We start from the raw sequence: 19,052 nt of genomic DNA on the forward strand, positions 1-19,052 counted from the left end.
TGCCGCGAAGCGGCATGCTGGGCACCCGGATTGGGCACAGGATTAAAACGGCTTCCGGATAACTAAACAATGCTCATCCTCCCCAACCACTTCAAAGCCTTGTCTCCTGAAAAACGACGTCGCACGGTTGTCCTTGAAAACGCTGCCCTCCATGGATTTGCATGACGGGAATTGGCGAACGATTTGGCTAAGCGCCCATTGCCCGATACCGTGGCTCCTGTGTTCTTCACGGATTTGCAGGTTGTGCAGTGAAAGGACTTCACCTTTTGACTCTACACCGACATATCCAATCGGTTCAGAGCCCTCGTATATCAGGAAATTCGTCCAGGCGGGATAGTGGGCGGACAGCACATCCGATCGCCATTCACCCCAATGGCTCACGGTAAGCCGTTCCATATTTTGCTTGGTCAGCGCTTGTGCGAAGCAATGCTCGGCGTCCGTGGATGCAAGTAGCAGGCGCAGGTCACTCATTCAACATGACCCACGCTCGCCGATCCGTCGGCAGTGAAAGATCGTCGAGCACGTGCATTTCGCCGGCATCACCCCCCCGCCTCTGGCGCATCCTCGCCCTCACATCCGCACCACGTTCAGACCCTGACCGAACACCTCCCGCGCCACGTCGACCAGATGGTCGTGGTGGCTCAGGAAGATCACCTGGGTGCGGCGCGACAGTTCGCCCAGCGCGGCAAGCGCGGCGCGCGAGCGGGCGTCGTCGTAGTTGATCACCAGGTCGTCGGCGATGAAGGGCATGGCCGGGGCGTGGTCGAGGTGGAGTTCCAGCGCGGCCAGCCTCAGCGCGAGGTAGAGCTGGTCGCGGGTGCCGTCGCTCATGCCCTCGATCGGCACCACGCTGTTGTCGGCGCGGGCGCCGTTGAGGCTCGGCGGGTTGTGTTCGTAATCGACCACCAGCCGGCCAAAGCCGCCCAGCGTCAGCGACGAGAACAGCGTGCCCGCGCGCTCCAGCATCGGCCCCTGGCGCGCCTCGCGATAACGCTCGATGGCCCAGCGCAGCAGCCGCGCGGCGGTGGCGACGCGCAGGTAGCGTTCGGCGGCACCGGCCATCGCCGCCAGCGCCTCCTGCCGGCGGGCCTCGGCGCGGGCCGCATCCGCCTCGCCGCTGATGCGCTCGAGCTTGCGACGCGCATCGGCCAGCAGGCCGCCGAGCCGGCCCTGTTCTTCCATCGCGGCTTGGGCATCAACACGCGAGGTCTCAAGTTCGGCTTCCCGGACAGCAGGATCGCTGGCGTCACACTCGCTGGCGAGCTGATCCAGCGCCAGACCGTCGCCCGCCTTGCCGATCGACGCGATGGCTGCGTCGCGGGTCGTCTGAAGCTGGCGGACACGCTCGGCGCGTTCGATCAGCGGATCGAGTGCCGCCTCGTCGGCCACACCGGCGGCCCGCAGCAGCGGCGCCAGGCTCGCCTGGGCACCCGCCAGCGTCAGGCGATGCGCTTCGATGCGCTGCCCGCAGTCGGCCCTGTCCTTGCGCAGGCGTGCCTGCTCACGCTCGGCCTCGAGCGCGGCGCGCAGCCGCTGTTCCAGGGCCTGCGCGATCGCCTCGGCCGACTCACCGGCCAACTCCGCCCCACACTCCGCCGCCAGCGCCGCAGCCTGCCCCGCAAACTGGCTCAGGTCGCGTTGCATCGTCTCGATGCGACTGCGGCGCAACTCGTCGATGGCCGACAGACCAGCCTCGATTTTCTCGCACAACCCCAGCGCGGACTCGGCCACCGCGACCGCGCAGTCGGACGGCAGGTTGGTCTTCACCAGCGTCGCCGCCCACTCGTCCTGCCAAGCGTCCAACGCGGCCTGTGCCTCGGCGACCTTCCGCGCCCCGGTCTCGCGGGCCTGCCGAGCGCGCACCAGACGCGCATCGAGCACGCGCGCATTCTCGCGGCTGGCCGCTGCTTCCTCGAGCAAACGCGCGGCGCTGCGTATCAGGACCGGCATGCCCGCGTCGGCGCCAAGGCAAGCGGCGAGTTGGCCGCGCACCGCGTCGATTCGCGCTTTTATGCTGCTGCGTGCCGCGACAGCCTCGTCCAGCACATCGACGCCGCGCACCACGCCATCGCGCGCCAGCCGCCAGTCGCCAAGCTGCGCCAACGGCATCCCGGCGAGGCCGAGCGCATCCATGCGCGCCTGCCATCGGGTTTCGAACGTCCCAACGGCAGACCGGGCGGCGGCGGCCCTGCGCTCGGCCTCGGCACGCTGCGCCTCGAGGCGCTCGCGCCGGTCGACCAGCGCCTGCATCTCAGCGACATCCTGCGCCTTCTCGTAGCGCTGGTCAGCGAGCCGGTCTGCTTCGGCAATGAGAGTCTCGAAGCCGCTGGCGCCTTGCTGTGGCGATCGTTCGCCGTCCCGGATCGCCACCCAGCTGCGGTCGCGCAGTGTGCGGGCATCCGCCAACTCTTCAGCGGTCACCGGCTGACGACTGCGCGCAAACTGGCGCTCGGCAAGCACCGCCTCGGCCAGTTCGGCGTCCAGCGATTCGAGCCGCTCGACGGCCGCCCGCTCGCGGCGGCCCAGCTCCTGCGCGTGCTCACGCAGGCCGGCCACTTCTTCGGTACTCGGCAGCACCAGCGTCCGCAGCCTGTCCGGTGCCAGCACCCAGGGCGCGAGCAAGCCACGGGCAGCATCAAGCTCACGCTCGGCCCGCGCTTCGCCACGGCGCAGTTGCTCGAGCTGGCCATCCGCATCGCCCAGCGCCTGCGCCGCGGCCAACGCTTCGGCAAGGCCCTCGGGTAGTTCGACCGCCTGATGCGCCGCGATCCCCGCCTCGGTGTCCTGGACCTCGGCCTCATGCTCATCGAGCGCCGAACGCGCGGCAATCCGTTGCTGCTCGAGCAAGGGCCAACGCTTGGCCAGCCCCGCCAGCGCGGCACGGGTGAGCGAGCCCGGCACGCGGGCGGCCAGGCTCGCCTCGTCTTCGTCCGGCCAGCCCAGCTGCGCGGCCTGCTGGCGCAGGGTCTGCCAGCGTGTTTCGATCTCGCCACGGCGCTTTTCGATGTCGGCCGGGTGATTGCGCAGCTGCACGCGGCGTTCGGCGAGCGCGGTGATTTCATCAGCATGCGCCAGTACCACCGCATCTGGCCGGATGCCGGCGAGTCTGGCGTCCAGCGCCTCGGCCTGCTGCAAGGCCAGATCCAGCGCAGCACGACCCTCGACCATGGTCCGGCGCGCCTCACCGAGCTGCCGACCCGCGTCGGGCGGGAGGGACGGCACCGCGCCGAGCGCGGCCAATGCCACCTCGGCATCGCGTAGCGCGGCCAGCTGCGGCGCCACCCTGCGGATGCGATCGAGCCGGGCGCGGCGGGATTCGAGCGCCTGCCAGTCGCTGCGCGCCACCTCGAGCCGGGCCTCGACCTCGGTCACATCGCGGCGCGCCGCGTCCCAATCGCGGGTGCGGACGGTGGCCTCGCGGAGCGCCCGTTCCGCCTCTTTCATGTCGTCCAGCGCCTGGTAGTACGCGCGCTGCTTGCTCGCGCGCGGCGCCCACAGGCCATCGGCCTCACGCTCGAGCGCATCGCGGATCTCACCCAGACTGCCGACGCCCGCCGCGGACTGGAACAGGATGCGGCCAACATCGTTAGAGGCATCGAGGATCTCGCGGCCGCCGCTCACCAAACGGTCATGGCTGAGCCCGAACATCTGCTCGAAGAAGTCGCGCTCCACACCACCGAGCAGCGGCGCCAGCGCATCGTCCGGCAGCACTTCGCCGGCCGGCGTCGCCAGTGTCTTGTTCCGCCCCTTGCTGCGCACGAATTCCAGCGCCTCACCGCCCTGCTCGAGCCGGGCGCCGAGACGCATCTCGGGGTGGGGATGAAGAAAGTTGTAGCGCGAGCGGGTTTCGATGCCGAACAGCAGATCGAGGATCGCGTTGCGCAGCGTGGACTTGCCGGCCTCGTTGGGCCCGACAACCAGGTGAAAGTCACGCTCCGCCGGGGGGAAGTCCACCGCGCGGTCGGTGAACTTGCCGAAGCGGGCGAGATCGAGCCGGGCGATCCTCATTGCGCGCCCCCGTCGTCCTGCAGGCGCGCGAGCAATCCGGCCGAGACCTCCTCGACCAATGCCCCGAGCGCGCCGGCGCGCACTGCCGCAAGCTCGGGCACCGCGTCGACCAGTTCGGCGGGCACCTTGTCGGCCAGCAGGCGAAGGTCTTCGCCGAGCGCGGCCAGCAGCTCGGCATCCTGCGGCGCGGCGGCGAGCACGCGGGCGAGGTCGTCGATCGCTTCGGCGCGCACCTTGCCCGGGGCGTCTTCCGGCGGTCGCGTGTCGACGCGCACCCTCTCGATCCACAGCCGCTCGCCGTCACGCGCGAGCGCCTGGGCGATGACCTCGGCGCGCAGCCGCGTGGCGTCGCCGAACAGGGCGCCATGTGCCGCGGTCGCGCCCTGGAGGGTGACGCGCACCGCGAGCGGATGACCGGCGGGCGTCTGCGCAAGCAGGCGGTCGAGCGCCAGTCCCGCGCGACGCACCACCGCCTCGAAATCTTCCGAACCACCGACATCGACACTCAGCTGCTGCCAGCGCAGCACGTCCACTATGAGCCGCTCAACCGCGACGACTTCGCCACCTTCCACGCTCACCATCACCGCGCCGCGCGGCCCGGTCTCGCGCGCATGACGCCCCTGCAGGTTGCCCGGGAAGACCACGTGCGGCGCTTCGGAGACGATCGCGAACTCGTGCACATGGCCGAGCGCCCAGTACTGATAGCCCCGCGCCGCAAGCTCGGCCAAGGAACAAGGGGCATAGCTGGCGTGCGCCGAATGGCCTTCGAGCGCGGTGTGCAGCACGCCGATGTTGAACCAGCCGGGCTCGGCCGGCGGATAGCCGACCGCGAGGTTCTCGGTGGTCGCCGCATCCTTGAAGCTGCGCCCGTGCAATACCACCTTGAGCGCATCAAGGCGGAAGCTGACCGGCTTCTTCGCGTCGAACACCCGCACGTTGTCGGGCAGCACCAGCTTGCGGGTCATCTCGCTGTCGGCATCGTGGTTGCCGAAAAGCAGGAACACGGGGATCCCGGCACGCTCGAGCCGCCCCATCTCGCGGCAGAAGAAGTGCCCGGTGTTGTAGTCCTTCCAGCTGCCGTCGTAGAGATCGCCCGCGATCACCATGAAATCGACCGCCTCGGCGATCGCTTCGTCAACGAGATTGACGAAAGCATCGCGGGTGGCGGTACGCAGCAGCTCGACCGGCGCATCCGGATAGGCCGCCAGCCCTACCAGCGGGCTGTCGAGATGGATGTCGGCAGCATGGATGAACTTCAAGAAGGCCTCCGGAGCGGACACCCGGGGCTACCGGGTGCAAAAAGGTGGACAAGGCTACGCGCCGGGCATCCCCATCGCAATCCCGATCGGGCCACCGCCAGTCCTTCCGGCGCGTCGGTAAGCCCGCGTCAATACACGAAAGTAACTATCGGACTGGATCATCATCCGGATATTTTCCTTTACCGCCGCTTCGTAGACTGGCCGCAAGTGTGATCAGCAAGGAGAAAGGCCATGAGCGAAGAAGGCTGCTCCGCCAGCCGGCGGAGTTTTCTGAAAGCACTGCCGCTGGTAACGGCAGGCGCGGCGATACCGAGCCTCGGTGCGCAGGCGCCCGACGCCAGGCATCAATGGGCGATGCTGGTGGATATCCGCCAGTGCATCGGCTGCCAGGCCTGCACCGTCAGCTGCTTCATGGAAAACGCGGTGCCGGAGGACAACTATCGCACCATCGTTTCCACCTACGCGGTCGAGCAGGTGCGTGACGGCAAGAAAGAGATCGGCACCTTCATGCTGCCGCGCCTGTGCAACCACTGTTCCAACCCGCCCTGCGTGCCGGTGTGCCCGGTGGGCGCCACCTTCAAGCAGCCCGACGGCGAGGTGGTGGTGAATGCCGAGCGCTGCGTGGGCTGCGCATATTGCGTGCAGGCCTGCCCCTACGATGCGCGCTTCATCAACCACGAGACCGGCAAGGCCGACAAGTGCACCTTCTGCACCCACCGCCTCGAGGCCGGCCTGCTGCCTGCCTGCGTGGAGACCTGCGTCGGCGGCGCCCGCATCTTCGGCGACCTGAACGACCCGGACAGCGAAATCAATCGCCTGATGGCTCTTCACAAGGATGAACTGAAGGTGCTCAAGCCCGAGGCCGGCACCCACCCGAACGTCTTCTACATCGGGCTCGAGGACGAATTCGCCGGCAAGGTCGAAGGTCAGGGCAGCCTGTGGCGGCCCTCGGCACACGGAGGTTGATCATGGAAACCCAGATTGTCGAAGTCATCAACATGCCCCGCGAAGTGGCCTGGCTGCCCTGGGCGGTGCAATATTTCTTCCTCATCGGACTGTCGATCGGGGCCTTCCTGGTATCCCTGCCGGGACTCGCCTTCGGCCGCGCGAACTGGCGGCAGGCATCGCGCATCGCCCTGCTGGCGGCGCTGGTGTGCGGGCTCACCGCCCCGGTCGCGCTGCTCTCCGACCTGCATCAGCCGGGACGCTTTTACCACTTCTACCTGTACATGAACACCACGTCGTGGATGGCCTGGGGTTCCTTCTTCATCCCGGTCTATCTCGGCGGCCTGCTGCTGTATGGATGGCTTGCGCTCAGGCCGGATCTCCAGCGCCTCGCCGACCGCGGCGGACGCTGGGCGCCGCTCTACCAGCGGCTGGCGTACGGTGGCCTCGCCAGCACCGGTGCGATCCGCGCAGCGGCAGCGCTGACCGCGCTTGGCGCGGCGCTGGTCGGCCTCTACACCGGCATGGAAGTCATGGTGGTGGCGGCCCGGCCCTTGTGGAACACCCCGCTGGTGCCGGTGCAACTGATCGTCACCGCGGTCGCCGGCGCGATCGGCCTGGTCATGGTGCTCGAGCGCGTGATGGGACTGACCCGGGTCGAAGACACTTGCCGGCTCAACCGTGCCCTGGCCGCTACCCAGCTGGTGGCGCTGGTGGTCGGCGCGATCTGGCTGGCGCTGGGCGTGTTCGGTCTCTCGGCAAACCACGCCCGGGCACTGGCCGAGGTCTCCGGCTCGCCCGCCTGGCGGCTCACCGCGGTATGGGCGGCGGGCGCCACGTTGCTGACCCTGGTGCTGGCGCTGATGCGGCCCCGCCAAGGCCTGCTCACCGGCCTGCTCGCCATGCACAGCGCATGGATGATGCGCTGGACGCTGTTCATCGGCGGCCAGGAGATCCCCAAGACGGGGGCCGGTTTCTATCAATACCACCTGCCCCTCGGCCAGGACGGCTGGCTCGGGCTGATCGGCACCGCCGGCCTGTGGATATTCGTGTTCATCGTATTGACCAGCCTGCTTCCCTGGGGTGACACCCGGGACGGCCAGACGACTTGAGGAGAGCCGCCATGGAAAACGTTCGTCGCAAGATCATTGCCGCTGGCGGCCTCACCGCATTCGCCGCCGGCTTCTCGCAGACCGCCTACCGCATGTGGGAAAAGGTCGTCGGCAAGGATGCCCCACCGACCCGCTTCTACGGCTACGCGCCGACGCCGGAATACACCGTGGATGAGCGCAGCGGCAAGCTCGCGCTCAATCCGGACCAGCAGGTGAGCTACACCGGCTGCCTCGGCTGCACCACCCAGTGCGGCGTGCGGGTGCGCATCGACAAGACCACCGGCAAGGTGCTGCGGGTCACCGGCAACCCCTACAACCCGCTGTCGGCCAACCCGGAGCTGCCGCAGAACGTGTCGGTGAAGGAGAGCTTCGTCGCGCTCTCGCGCTTCGGCGACAAGGGACTCGATGGACGCGCCACCGCCTGTGGCCGCGGAAACGCGGTGATCAGCCAGATCGACTCACCCTTCCGCGTGCTCACGCCGATGAAGCGCGTCGGCCCACGCAATTCCGGCAAGTGGGCGCCGATCTCGTTCGAGCAACTGGTGCAGGAGGTGGTCGAGGGCGGCGACCTGTTCGGCGAAGGCCATGTCGACGGGCTGCGTGCGCTGCGTGCGCTCGACACCCCGATCGATCCGGCCGCGCCGGAGCTTGGCCCACGGGCCAACCAGGTGGCGCTGATGACCAGCGTCAACGACGGCCGCGACAGCATCGCCCGCCGCTTCATCCAGCAGGCCTACGGCTCGATCAACTTCGTGCGTCACGGTTCCTACTGTGGCGGCGCATGGCGCTCGGGCTCCGGCGCGGTATTCGGCGATCTCAAGAAGATGCCGCACGGCCGCCCCGACCTCGAGAACGTCGAATTCGCGATCTTCATCGGCACCGCGCCGGGCAACGCCGGCAACCCCTTCAAGCGCACCGGTGCGCTGCTCGCCAAGGAGCGCGCCCTCGGCAAGCTCGAATACGTGGTGGTGGACCCGCTGCTCACCAACGCCGACAACCGCGCAGCACGCGACCGCGGCCGCTGGGTCCCGATCCGACCCGGTACCGACGGCGCGCTGATGATGGGCATGATGCGCTGGATGATGGAGAACGGCCGGGTCAACACAGCCTACCTCGCCAATCCCAACCTGAAGGTGGCCGAGGCCGCCGGCGAGCCCTCGTTCTCGAACGCCAGCTGGCTGATCGTGAATCAGCCGGGCCATCCGCGCCTCGGCCGCTTCGTGCGCGGCTCTGACCTCGGCATGGAGATCGCCCCCGACGCGCGCTACAAGGACGCCGATCCCTACTTCGTGATGGGGCCGGACGGCGCACCGCTGCAGGCCGACCTCGCCGATGCCGCGGCGCCGCTGGAACTCACCGACGCCAGCATCACGCTCGACGGCCAGCCGGTGGCGGTGCAAACCGCCTACATGCAGCTCAAGGCCAACGCGATGCGCCTGGAACTGGCGCAGTACGCGGCCGACTGCGGCGTGCCCGAAGAGACCATCACCGGCCTCGCGGACAAGTTCACCAGCCACGGCCGCCGCGCCGCGATCACCGGACACGGTGGCATGATGTCCGGCTCGGGCTTCTACAACGCCTTCGGCGTGGTTGTGCTCAACCTGCTGATCGGCAACGTCAACTGGAAGGGCGGGCTGGCGGTCAATGGCGGCACCTTCCGCCACGACGGCGAAGGCCCGCGCTACAACCTCGCCAGCTTCGAAGGTCAGATCAAGCCCAAGGGCATGCCGCTGGGACGCAACGTGCCCTACGAGAAGACCAGCGAGTTCGCCGCCAAGAAGGCCGCCGGCAAGCCCTTCCCTGCAAAGGCACCGTGGTTCCCCAACGCCCCCGGCCTGACCACCCAGTGGCTGACCGGCACGTTCGAGGGCTACCCCTACCCGCTCAAGGCGCTGATCATGTGGAGCGTGAACCCGATGTACGGCATTCCGGGCCTGCGCTCGCAGCTCGGGGAAGACTTCGCCGACTCGAAGAAGCTGCCGCTGATCATCTCGGTGGACCCGCTGATCAACGAGAGCAATGCCTACGCCGACTACATCGTGCCCGACTCGCTGCTGTACGAGAGCTGGGGCTGGACCTCGCCCTGGAACGGCGTGCCGACCAAGATGAGCACCGCGCGCTGGCCGGTCATCGAGCCGCGCATGGACAAGACCGCGGATGGCCAGCGCATCGGCGTCGAAGTCTTCCTGATCGCCGTCTCCAAGGCACTCGGCCTGCCCGGCTTCGGCGCGAACGCGATCGCCGACGCCGCAGGCGGCATGCATCCGCTCGAGTCCGCCGAGGACTGGTTCCTGCGCGGTGGCGCCAACATCGCCTTCGCCGGCAAGGCGCCGGTACCCGACGCCACCGACGAGGACATCGAAGCCTCCGGCGTCAGCCGCATCCGCGAACGACTGGAAAAAACGCTGTCGCCCGAGGAGTGGCGCAAGGTGGCGTTCCTGTACACCCGCGGCGGCCGCTACCAGCCCTATGGACAGGCCCAGGATCCGGAGCATCCGGAATGGATGACCTGGCGCTTCAAGAATGCGCTGCACCTCTACAACGACCACGTCGGCGGCGCCCGGAACAGCCTCACCGGCAAGCGCTTCAACGGCAGCCCGACCTGGCAGGAACCGGCCTTTGCCGACGGCAGCAGCATGCGCAGCCACTATCCCGAGAAGGACTGGCCGATGCTGGCGATCAGCTTCAAGTCACCGCTGCAGAACTCCTACAGCATCGCCACCCGGCTGCGCAACATCCACCCCGAGAACCCGGTCATCGTCAACACCGCGGATGCCCGCGAAATGGGCCTGGAGAACGGGCAGGAAGCCTGGCTGCAGACGCCGGGCGGCAAACACAAGTGCACGGTGCTGGTTTCACCGGGCGTGATGCCGGGTGTCATTGCGGTGGAACATGGCTATGGCCACCGTGAGCTGGGTGCCCGCGCCCACCACATCGGCGAGCAACAGCAACCGCACAAACCGCAGCTTGCCGCGGGCATCAACATCAATGACCTCGGCCTTGCCGATCCGACCTATCCGGGTCGTTCGGTGTGGGTCGACACGGTGTCGGGCGCGTCGGTACGCAACGGCCTGCCGGCACGGCTCACCGCGATCTGAGCATCGGTCTGGCCGCATCGGAGAAGCCCCGCCAGCGCGGGGCCTTTTTCAATCGAGCGCGCGCGGATCGATCTCGAGCATCAGCCGGGCCAGCTCGGCCGCGCTCTTCACCCCGGCCTTGTCCATGACGTGCTGGCGATGAACGTGCACGGTCTTTTCGGAGATGTCGAGCGCGCGTGCCACCAGCTTGTTGGGCAGGCCGCGCGCTAGCAGGCGGGCCACCTCGCGCTCGCGCGGCGACAGGCCGTCAAGGATGTGCCCCGCCTCGGCGCGGCGGAGCGCGGCGCTGGTCTGCTCCTGGCTCCTGCGCACCGCCTGCGCCACCGCATCGAGCAGCACCTGGTCACGGAACGGCTTCTCGATGAAATCGCAGGCACCCGACTTCATCGCCTGCACCGCCAGCGAAACCTCGCCATGACCGGTAATGAAGATGATTGGCAAGTCGCAACCGCGCTGGATCAGCGCCTGCTGCAGCTCCAAGCCGCTCATGGTCGGCATGCGGATGTCGAGCACCAGGCAGCCGGGACGACCGGGCGCCCACTCGGCAAGGAATTCCTCGGCCGAGGCATGGGCCTGGGCCTCCCAGCCCATCGAATCGAGCAGGAAGACGATGGAGCGACGCAGCATCGCGTCGTCATCGACGACATGGATCAGTGCAGGTTCAAGCGGTGCGTTCATGGGCGGGAAGAGTGACGGTGAAGCACATGCCGGGGCCCTCGTCGGGGCGCATCGCCACCAGGCGGCCAGCGTGCGCCTCGATGATACTCTTGCAGATCGACAGGCCAAGCCCGAGGCCGTCCGGCTTGGTGGTAAAGAAGGATTCGAACAGCCGGGCCATCTGTGCGTCGTCCAGGCCGCAACCGTAGTCGCGGACGCGGATCGTGCACTGGCCGCCGTCGCCGCCGATCTCCAGGTCCATGCGCCGCTGTGCGGGCGGCAGCGCCTGCATCGCGTCCCACGCATTCTTCATCAGGTTGAGCAGCACTTGCTGCAGCTGCAGCGGATCGCCCTCCACCACCGTGGAGCGCGGCAGGCGATCGACAAGCGTGACCTGCGGCGGCGGCGCCAGCATGCTGCAGAAGAGCTCGACCGCCTCCTGGACCAGCTCGCCCGGCACGCAGTCCTGACGGATCGCCACGCGCTTCTTCGAAAAGCTGCGAATGCGCTGCACGATGCCGCCGGCCCGCTCCGCCTCGCTGGCAATATCCCGGCTCGCCCCGGCCAGCAGCTCGGGCGTGTAGCGGCCGCTGTCGAGACGGCGCACCATGCTGTGCGCAAAGTTCGCAATGCTCGCCAGCGGCTGGGTCAGCTCGTGCGCGAGCGTGCTCGACAGCTCGCCGAGGATCGACAAGCGCGACAGGTGCTCGGCCTCATCCTGCTGTGCGAGGATGCGTGCCTGCGCCGCATCGCGTTCGGCCAGCGCCTTGCGCAAGTCCTTGGTGCGCGCCGCCACCTGGTATTCGACCCGCACGGTATGCACCACCCATGCAGCGAGGATCAGGAACAGGCCGACAAAGACCCACCAGAAGCGCTTGAGCCGTGCAAGCAGGGTGGTATCGCGCAAGTAAGCGTAGGGCCCCAGCTGCAATTCGCGGTACAGCGCATGCACCTCCTGGTAGTCCGCCGGCACCGTCCACGCCACGCCACCCGGAAGCGGCGCCATCGCCAGCAGCGCGGTCGCCACCGCCTTGGCGAGCGCGCGATCGGTATGGTGCAGGCTCACGAAAGGCCAGTCCGGATACAGGCGGGATGACAGCTGGCACGGAAAGCCTTGCTGTGCCTGCGGCGCCAGCACGCGAAAGCGCGTCGGGTCGATACTGCCCTGCGCCGCCAGTTCCTCCAGCAGGCAGGCCCGCAGCGTTGCCGCATCCGCGCGCCCGTCCAACAGCTCCTGCAAGACCTTCTGCATCGGAAAACCCACGAAATCGACGCTGCCGAGATCGTCAAGCTCGACCCCCACGTCATGGAGCTCGCGCAGCGCCACCAGGTAACCGCCAAACGCCTCCGGCGCCACCGCCGCAAGACGCTGCCCGGCCAGATCGGCGAGCTGTTGCAGATCCTGCCTTTCGGCCCGCACCACCACCACCGAACCCAGCGCCTTGCCGGGCGAGGAAAAACGGGGATTCTCCAGCGTGGCGATGCGGCTCGCCCCGAACGCGCTCTCCAGCGCCACATACTGGCCGCCGTGCGTTATGACGAAATCCACTTCCTCGTTTTCAACCGCATGCCACAGGTCCTGCAGACCGAAATAGCGCAGCACGAAATGCCGGCCGGGCAAGGCCCGGTCCAGCGCCGCCGCCAACGGTGCCCAATCCTCCGCAGCCGCCTGCTCGCCCTGGTAGGCCAGCACCCCGATCCGCACCTCCGCCTGAGCAGCCTGGGCCGGCGGGTGGACGGCCCCCGCCCATACGAGGGCAAGAAGGACGAGAAAGCGGGAGATGGTCGAGGTGGGAAACGGCATGGGGTGGATTGTAGAGCCGCTGGGCGACAGTCCGCACACGCAGTGCCCGAGTTGCCCCCTTCACTTGTGCCCTCTTCGTGGCGAGCGCCAGACGCAAGTCAATACGTGTCCAAGAGACCGTCGCCGATCAGCGGATCGGACGATCTGCGCCCCATTCCCGCCAGCTTGAAATGGCGCAGCTGCGATCTAAGATGAAACGTCGAAGTCATGCACGAAACATATTCTTACGAATGAGTCGCAGCCTGGGCTGCCCCAAAGACAGCCCTTCCGGAAGCGAACTGACCGAACCGCAATGAACCAGGCATTTGCGCGCCCTCTTCCATGCACAGGCTGAAGAACATCACTTCCCGCCCTCGCCTTCGCGGTGGCGCTGCCAATCACTTCCGGCACGGTGTCGTTCTCTGCCCTCTACTGCTATCGCTAGGAGCATGCACAACGATTCGGATTCAGACCGCCGACGACACGGTACGCATCGAGCGCCACTGGGGTGTTCTGGCAGTCGAATTCATCGAACCGGGTGCAAGTCATGTTGCCGAGGTCAGCGCGCTCGGACTGCTGCAAAGCCCGTTCGGCTGGAGTGCCGGGTACTCGCACCAGAGCTGGGCGGCGCTCGGCCCGGAGTGCCGGCTGGTGCTCTGGGTAACTGCACCCGAACACATCGAGACGGCGCGCCGACTGGCGGATTCGTCGCCGGGTGTCTGCGCGATCTCGCCACCGACCACTCACACGGAGGACTCTATCGATGCGCAATAGAACCGGATTGTTGATCGCTTCGTTCATCTGCTCGTTGTGCGGCTGTGCCAGCGTTTCGACGCCACCACTGTTCTTCGGCGAACTCGTCACCTTCGGGCTCGATGTCGGGGCGACGCCGGGTTCCGCAGGCGCGGACTTCACGCTCGGCTACCGCGATCGCAACCTCGCGATCGTTCCGGTCAGTGCGATAAACAGTGGCAGGGCAAACGAGATCGTGGCGCGGAGCCAGAAAGACGGCAAAGACCGTTTTGATGCGCTGTCGGTCTTCGGCCAGTTCAAGAGCCAGGCGGAACCAAGCGGCGGGCAAGCCACCCCGGCAGCTTCGACCCGGGTCAAGCTCGGGCGCTTCTTCGCCACCGGACTCGCGGCGACGAACCTTGCGAACGGCTACCGGAGCGGCTGGACCGGCTCACCCCTGCCATCCGCGCAAGCGCAGGCAGCCCCGAAAACATCGCCAGCCCAAGGTACGGGGACAGCCCCCGCCGCGCCGGCAGCTGCCGCCAGCGGTGCGGCAAGCGCTCCGCCGGCAACCGCCGAACCGTCCAACGAGAATCACGCCTATGCGCCGCCGCTGATCTTCGGGCAGTCCAACACGCTGGGGATCGGCGTAGCGGCTTCGGTCGCGGACCAGGGCGCCAGCTTCACCCTGGGCTATGCGGGGCGAGACATTGCCTTCGTTCCGGTCATGGCCCGCCACGCCGATGGCTCGCTCAGCCGCATTGGCGGCCGCGACCAGCTCGGTGCGGACGGAAAGCCCGTCAAGAATGTGCCGGATTCCCGCGAGTCCGACGCCTTCTCGGTCTTCGGACAATTTGAAGCCGACACCGACACCAGTGCCCTGCACTACGGCTTGAACCGCTTCTTCACGACCGGAATCGCGGCACGCACCCTGACCGAAGGCTTCTCGTCGGCGATTGCGGCCGATCTGCAGACCGCGCGCGGAGCGAATACGGGTACCGGAGGCCAGTAAGCGGTGGCCCATGCGGAACAGTCTGCCAATACCTGCTACCAGGACTTTCAGGGGGAGTGAATCATGAGCAAGAAGAAGAGATCGGAAGAAGCTGCCGCGCCGGCAGAGGCGCCACCCACGCCTGAAATGCCGCCCGCCCCGACCGGGATGCCGTGGGCCGATCCAATGCCGTGGACGGACCCGATGCCATGGGCGAGCGCACCCGGATCGGGTGATTGGGACCGTTTTTCGACATCGCGGATGGCCCCTGCTCCAGCCATACCGGGCATCGCCCGCCGTGCTGGACGCGAGGTCACCGGCGAGGACATGCTGGCCCTGGCACGCCAGCACATCGGCGAGCAGTACATCCTCGGTGCCCGTGCCCCGATGGCAAACGCATCGTGGAAAGGACCCTGGGACTGCGCCGAGTTCGTCTCGTGGTGCGTCTATCAGGCATCCGGCATCCTGTTCGGCACCGAGCCGCGCAACGATCCGATGCGCGCCGACGCCTACACCGGCTACTGGGCCCAGCAGGCACGCGCCGCCGCGTGCACGATCCCGGTCGAGGATGCGGTCGCCACCGTCGGTGCGGCCCTGCTGCGCTATCCCCAGCCCGGCGCTGCCGGCCACATCGTCTTTTCGGACGGCGCGAGCGGCACGCTGGAGGCCCACAGCAGCAAGCGCGGCGTGATTGCAGGCACCGTCAATGGCCGGCGCTGGGATACCGGCGTGCTGGTCCCGGGAATCCGCTATTACCGCACAGGCGACGCGACCCCGCCCAAGCCCGTCAGGGGTGTACTGCGACTCACCCACCCACTGACCCGCTCGCCGCAAGTCGCCGAGGTGCAGAAGGCTCTGAACCAGCGCGGCTACCTGGCCGGCTCGGAAGACGGCATCTACGGCCCGCAGACCGCCCACGCGGTCGTGCGCTTCCAGAATGACCAGGGACTGGTCGCAGACGGCGAGGTTGGCAGCATCACACGCAAGGCGCTGGGGCTCTGAGGCCATCGCAGCCACACCCGGTCTGCGACATCACGGGCCTGCGCGATCTTCGCGCAGGCCCGGTGCGCGGCAGGATGCCGCGCACCGCATCTATTTCGCCTTTCCCTCGTCCTTCTTCTCGCCTGCATTCACACCGACCGACCGCATTGACGCGACCGACTTGAGCATGTTGAACCAGAACGGCGCACCCAGCGCAATGGCGAACGCCGAGACCAGCAAACCGACCAATTTGGTGAACGACGGCCATGTCCAGAAACTCTCGTGCCATTCAGTGAATTCATTTTTGTCCCACCCGATGTGTAGCCCGGTGTTCGACAGCGCATCCGCACGACCCTTGATGCGCTGATCCAGCGCATCCTGTTGTGTCTGCAGTTCGTCGCGCCGCAGTGACCGATCGCTCTGCGCCTTCTTCAGCTGCTTCTCCAGTTCGACGTGATCGCATACCGGTGCACCATGTTCCTGCGCTGCAGTGCCCGAGGTTGTCTTGTCTCCGGGCTTCGGGCAGTTCGCCAATGCTGCCTCAGCCGTCTTGAACACCGACGACGCCGTCTCGAATGCGTCCCGGGCCTTGTCCCTTGGCGTAAAGTCGATATAGCCCTCGATCGTCTTCTTGTCGGCCGCCTTCATCGCCTCCTCGACTACCGCGTTGCGCACTTTCGGATCGGCGGACAGTTGCCGCACGATGCCCACGGTATCGACGTTCATCGCGACAGCGACCAGGAAGGAAAGGCCCACCAGCACATAGTGCGTCTTCTGCCGGTACCAGGCAGTGAGCTGGGTCTCGAAGGTCGCGAACCATCCGTCGAGCAGCTTCTGGAAGCTGGCGAGATCGCCGTTGGCACGCGCGCACAGGTCGATGAGCACGCTGCGGATCGGCGACTGCGCGGGCAGCTTTTCGGCCAGAGCCCGGATCTCGCCAACCCGTGCAAAGGCGTCTTCCTTGAAACCCTCGACCCGGGAGAGCACCCCTTGCATCAAGGTCCAGGCGGAGACATAGCTTGCCTTGAAGGTGTTACCGATGCCCGCTGTCCCGAGATATGACACATACGGTGAATCAAGAACCGATTTCGCCTCGGGCATGTTTAATGCCTTCGGATCCGCTGAAAGAAGGCTGGCGACCCCTCGGCGCAACCATCGCGCACGACTGCTCGCGAAGGCCGCAATGAACTCGTTGATGGAGGAAACCACCAACGCGAACACCAGATACACCAGCGACAGGCCCAGCAGAATGTCGAGAGCCACAAAAAAGTCCATTTGCCTTGCTCCTCAATTGACATCAATCAGCTGCGCCAGTCGTGGCATGAAGAAACCCCCGATCACACGCCGCCAGGGATAATTCGTTCCAAACCCTCTCGTCTCCACTGAGCCTTGCCGATAGCGGGATCAGATCCCCTGGCAAACGCTAACGAGCCCGGTTGTGGCAGGAAGGGCGCTCGTGGGTTCGATCAGGAACTGCCCGGCACGCGCGGAACGTCCATCGTCACGTAGGGTGATATCCCCCTCCAATATGCAATCAAGATGCCGACTGCTCAGCTGTCAAGGAAGATCGTTACGATGCCTCGGGCATCCGTAGCGAGGAGCCAAGAACGGCGACGGGGACCATGGCCACACGCAGGGTCGGCGCTCTCCGCACGCCGGAGGAGTCCCCATGATTCGCCCAAGGCCCCGACATACCGGACACACCACCGCTTGCATTCATCAGCCATGCGCAGGAGAGCAATGCGCATTCCGGCAGATCGAACAAGCGCGTAAGCAAGACCAGTTCGCGAACACCACCACCCCGCGGCGGCGGCCTTCGACCACGGATATGCCAACTTGCTGCCGCGCCCGGACCTGCGCGTGGATCGAAGAACTGCTCAGCCGCCGTGACACCTGCTGGGCGCGGATCACCTGCGCGATACGGCACCGCTCTGACAGCCCGGATTTCGTAGCCCTGGTTCGTCTTTTCCGGAATCAGGATGGTCTTCTGGAGGTCGCCAACGGTCACGACTACCTAGATCTCCGGGATCAGGTCGCCGAAGCTCTCCGTGCGGCTCCGATGCATGGAGCCAGCGTCTGAAGATGCCAATGCTTCAGATCGCCCGTTCGTGCCAGAATGCGAACAACTTATTACAAAGTCATCAACATTCCAGATGCGTAAAACATGGTGAAGCCCTTTGATCCATCCGACCTCAAAACCATCCTTCATTCAAAGCGCGCGAATCTCTACTACCTGGAGCACTGCCGTATCCTGGTGAATGGCGGCCGGGTGGAATATGTCACCGAAGAGGGCAACAAGTCCCGCTACTGGAACATCCCGATCGCCAACACCACCACGCTGCTACTCGGTACCGGCACCTCGATCACCCAAGCCGCGGTGCGCGAGCTGGCCAAGGCCGGCGTGATGTTGGGGTTCTGCGGAGGTGGGGGCACCCCGCTCTTCAGCGCCAACGAGATCGACGTCGAGGTGGCGTGGTTCTCGCCTCAGACCGAATACCGCCCGACCGAATACCTCCAGCATTGGGTGCGTTTCTGGTTTGACGACGCATTGCGACTGGAGGCCGCCAAAGCCTTCCAGGCCCTGCGCCTGGATCGCATTGTCAGGCAGTGGACCAAGAATCACACCCTTGCAGACGCCGGTTTTGACCTTGATGCAACACGCCTGACCGGCGCCCTCAATGCTGCACGCAAAGCGACGGCCGCCGCCCCGGACAACACCGCGCTGCTCACCGAGGAAGCCCGCCTCACCAAGACACTGTTCAAGCTAGCCTGCGACGCCACCGACTACGGCGACTTCACCCGCGCCAAAAATGGCAGCGGCTTCGACCCCGCCAACCGCTTCCTCGACCACGGCAACTACCTCGCCTATGGCCTCGGCGCCACCACCGCCTGGGTGCTGGGCCTGCCCCACGGCCTCGCGGTGCTGCACGGCAAGACCCGACGCGGCGGCCTGGTCTTCGACATCGCCGACCTCGTCAAGGACGCCACCATCCTGCCCCAGGCCTTCATCTCCGCAATGCGCGGCGACAGCGAACAGGAATTCCGCGAGGCCTGCATCGAGGCCCTGGTCGGCAGCGAATCCCTGGACTTCATGCTCGACAGCGTCGAACAGGTCGCACTCGACCTCGGCAGACGCGCGCAATGAACGTCCTGCTGATCTCCCAGTGCAGCAAGAATGCGCTCACCGAAACGCGACGCATCCTCGACCAGTTCGCCGAACGCCGCGGCGAGCGCACCTGGCAGACAGCGATTACCAAGGCCGGCCTCGACACCCTGCACCGCCTGCTGCGCAAGACCGCCCGCAAGAACACCGCGGTCGCCTGCCACTGGATACGCGGCAAGGACCACAGCGAGCTTCTGTGTGTCAAGGGGATCCCAATTTTCCCCAGCTACGGGAATTGAATTTTCCCCACCCCGTTCACGCTTCGGTCTGTTCGGGACGAACGAGACCGGCCTTCAACTTCTCTTTCAATCGATACGAGTTCC

15 protein-coding genes are annotated in these 19,052 nt (G+C 66.5%); 8 read left to right on the forward strand and 7 right to left on the reverse strand.

The annotated features are described in order from the left end of the window. Positions 1 to 42: 42 nt before the first annotated feature. The 3 genes from GQB03_RS21365 to GQB03_RS21375 all read right to left on the reverse strand — a co-directional run bounded on the left by GQB03_RS21365 (position 43) and on the right by GQB03_RS21375 (position 5,267). The gene (locus GQB03_RS21365; RefSeq protein WP_159693613.1) at positions 43 to 471 is read right to left on the reverse strand and encodes a GNAT family N-acetyltransferase; all 429 of its coding nucleotides are present in this window, start codon (positions 469 to 471) and stop codon (positions 43 to 45) included. A 99-nt stretch (positions 472 to 570) separates the two neighbouring features. Continuing rightward, positions 571 to 4,008, reverse strand: a complete 3,438-nt coding sequence (locus tag GQB03_RS21370; RefSeq protein ID WP_159693615.1) for a YhaN family protein — start codon at positions 4,006 to 4,008, stop codon at positions 571 to 573. After that, entirely contained in the window at positions 4,005 to 5,267 is a 1,263-nt protein-coding gene (locus GQB03_RS21375; RefSeq protein ID WP_159693617.1) for a metallophosphoesterase family protein, read from the reverse strand. The genes GQB03_RS21370 and GQB03_RS21375 overlap by 4 nt, the downstream gene beginning before the upstream one ends. A 231-nt stretch (positions 5,268 to 5,498) precedes the next feature. Here GQB03_RS21375 and dsrO point away from each other — a divergent pair, with 231 nt between their 5' ends. From dsrO to GQB03_RS21390, 3 genes are read left to right on the forward strand one after another with little or no spacing between them, the layout of a single operon-like run. Beyond that, positions 5,499 to 6,233, forward strand: coding sequence for a sulfate reduction electron transfer complex DsrMKJOP subunit DsrO (dsrO, locus tag GQB03_RS21380; protein ID WP_159693619.1), 735 nt, complete (start codon positions 5,499 to 5,501; stop codon positions 6,231 to 6,233). A 2-nt stretch (positions 6,234 to 6,235) separates the two neighbouring features. Continuing rightward, positions 6,236 to 7,324: an NrfD/PsrC family molybdoenzyme membrane anchor subunit gene (nrfD, locus tag GQB03_RS21385; protein WP_159693621.1), complete on the forward strand. Its 1,089-nt coding sequence runs from the start codon at positions 6,236 to 6,238 to the stop codon at positions 7,322 to 7,324. 11 nt (positions 7,325 to 7,335) lie between these two features. Beyond that, positions 7,336 to 10,422: a molybdopterin dinucleotide binding domain-containing protein gene (locus GQB03_RS21390; RefSeq protein WP_159693623.1), complete on the forward strand. Its 3,087-nt coding sequence runs from the start codon at positions 7,336 to 7,338 to the stop codon at positions 10,420 to 10,422. A 48-nt stretch (positions 10,423 to 10,470) separates the two neighbouring features. Here GQB03_RS21390 and GQB03_RS21395 read toward each other — a convergent pair whose 3' ends face one another. After that, positions 10,471 to 11,100, reverse strand: coding sequence for a response regulator transcription factor (locus GQB03_RS21395; protein ID WP_159693625.1), 630 nt, complete (start codon positions 11,098 to 11,100; stop codon positions 10,471 to 10,473). Further along, positions 11,084 to 12,883, reverse strand: coding sequence for a sensor histidine kinase (locus tag GQB03_RS21400; RefSeq protein WP_159693627.1), 1,800 nt, complete (start codon positions 12,881 to 12,883; stop codon positions 11,084 to 11,086). The genes GQB03_RS21395 and GQB03_RS21400 overlap by 17 nt, the downstream gene beginning before the upstream one ends. A gap of 321 nt (positions 12,884 to 13,204) precedes the next feature. Between GQB03_RS21400 and GQB03_RS21405 the strand changes: the two genes are divergently transcribed. The 3 genes from GQB03_RS21405 to GQB03_RS21415 all read left to right on the forward strand — a co-directional run bounded on the left by GQB03_RS21405 (position 13,205) and on the right by GQB03_RS21415 (position 15,587). Beyond that, on the forward strand, positions 13,205 to 13,636 hold the full coding sequence (locus GQB03_RS21405; RefSeq protein WP_159693629.1) for a hypothetical protein: 432 nt from the start codon (positions 13,205 to 13,207) through the stop codon (positions 13,634 to 13,636). Next, positions 13,626 to 14,606 carry a hypothetical protein gene (locus GQB03_RS21410; protein WP_159693631.1) on the forward strand — a complete coding sequence of 327 codons (981 nt, stop codon included), beginning with the start codon at positions 13,626 to 13,628 and terminating at the stop codon, positions 14,604 to 14,606. Before GQB03_RS21405 ends, GQB03_RS21410 begins: the two co-directional genes overlap by 11 nt. Positions 14,607 to 14,669: 63 nt before the next feature. After that, positions 14,670 to 15,587, forward strand: a complete 918-nt coding sequence (locus GQB03_RS21415) for a peptidoglycan-binding domain-containing protein (RefSeq protein ID WP_159693633.1) — start codon at positions 14,670 to 14,672, stop codon at positions 15,585 to 15,587. 90 nt (positions 15,588 to 15,677) lie between these two features. On the opposite strand, the gene GQB03_RS21420 is transcribed toward GQB03_RS21415, so the two are convergent. Beyond that, positions 15,678 to 16,841 carry a hypothetical protein gene (locus GQB03_RS21420; RefSeq protein ID WP_159693635.1) on the reverse strand — a complete coding sequence of 388 codons (1,164 nt, stop codon included), beginning with the start codon at positions 16,839 to 16,841 and terminating at the stop codon, positions 15,678 to 15,680. 295 nt (positions 16,842 to 17,136) lie between these two features. Then, positions 17,137 to 17,574, reverse strand: a complete 438-nt coding sequence (locus GQB03_RS21425) for a hypothetical protein (RefSeq protein WP_159693637.1) — start codon at positions 17,572 to 17,574, stop codon at positions 17,137 to 17,139. A gap of 156 nt (positions 17,575 to 17,730) precedes the next feature. Between GQB03_RS21425 and cas1f the strand changes: the two genes are divergently transcribed. Together cas1f and GQB03_RS21435 are read left to right on the forward strand one after the other, a co-directional pair. Beyond that, positions 17,731 to 18,711 (forward strand): type I-F CRISPR-associated endonuclease Cas1f, encoded by a 981-nt coding sequence (gene cas1f, locus GQB03_RS21430; RefSeq protein WP_159693639.1) that lies wholly within the window; start codon positions 17,731 to 17,733, stop codon positions 18,709 to 18,711. Then, on the forward strand, positions 18,708 to 18,968 hold the full coding sequence (locus tag GQB03_RS21435; RefSeq protein WP_200832364.1) for a hypothetical protein: 261 nt from the start codon (positions 18,708 to 18,710) through the stop codon (positions 18,966 to 18,968). The genes cas1f and GQB03_RS21435 overlap by 4 nt, the downstream gene beginning before the upstream one ends. The last annotated feature ends 84 nt before the right edge of the window (positions 18,969 to 19,052 follow it).

This window comes from Cognatazoarcus halotolerans (genome assembly GCF_009800965.1).
GTDB classification, from domain to species: domain Bacteria; phylum Pseudomonadota; class Gammaproteobacteria; order Burkholderiales; family Rhodocyclaceae; genus Cognatazoarcus; species Cognatazoarcus halotolerans.

Bases quoted from the DNA above. Each gene is read 5' to 3' on its own strand.
- cas1f (WP_159693639.1), top strand. From the start codon at position 17,731: ATGGTGAAGCCCTTTGATCCATCCGACCTCAAAACCATCCTTCATTCA.
- GQB03_RS21405 (WP_159693629.1), top strand. From the start codon at position 13,205: ATGCACAGGCTGAAGAACATCACTTCCCGCCCTCGCCTTCGCGGTGGC.
- GQB03_RS21415 (WP_159693633.1), top strand. From the start codon at position 14,670: ATGAGCAAGAAGAAGAGATCGGAAGAAGCTGCCGCGCCGGCAGAGGCG.
- GQB03_RS21420 (WP_159693635.1), bottom strand. From the start codon at position 16,841: ATGGACTTTTTTGTGGCTCTCGACATTCTGCTGGGCCTGTCGCTGGTG.
- dsrO (WP_159693619.1), top strand. From the start codon at position 5,499: ATGAGCGAAGAAGGCTGCTCCGCCAGCCGGCGGAGTTTTCTGAAAGCA.
- GQB03_RS21400 (WP_159693627.1), bottom strand. From the start codon at position 12,883: ATGCCGTTTCCCACCTCGACCATCTCCCGCTTTCTCGTCCTTCTTGCC.
- GQB03_RS21370 (WP_159693615.1), bottom strand. From the start codon at position 4,008: ATGAGGATCGCCCGGCTCGATCTCGCCCGCTTCGGCAAGTTCACCGAC.
- GQB03_RS21365 (WP_159693613.1), bottom strand. From the start codon at position 471: ATGAGTGACCTGCGCCTGCTACTTGCATCCACGGACGCCGAGCATTGC.
- GQB03_RS21435 (WP_200832364.1), top strand. From the start codon at position 18,708: ATGAACGTCCTGCTGATCTCCCAGTGCAGCAAGAATGCGCTCACCGAA.
- GQB03_RS21410 (WP_159693631.1), top strand. From the start codon at position 13,626: ATGCGCAATAGAACCGGATTGTTGATCGCTTCGTTCATCTGCTCGTTG.
- GQB03_RS21390 (WP_159693623.1), top strand. From the start codon at position 7,336: ATGGAAAACGTTCGTCGCAAGATCATTGCCGCTGGCGGCCTCACCGCA.
- nrfD (WP_159693621.1), top strand. From the start codon at position 6,236: ATGGAAACCCAGATTGTCGAAGTCATCAACATGCCCCGCGAAGTGGCC.
- GQB03_RS21395 (WP_159693625.1), bottom strand. From the start codon at position 11,100: ATGAACGCACCGCTTGAACCTGCACTGATCCATGTCGTCGATGACGAC.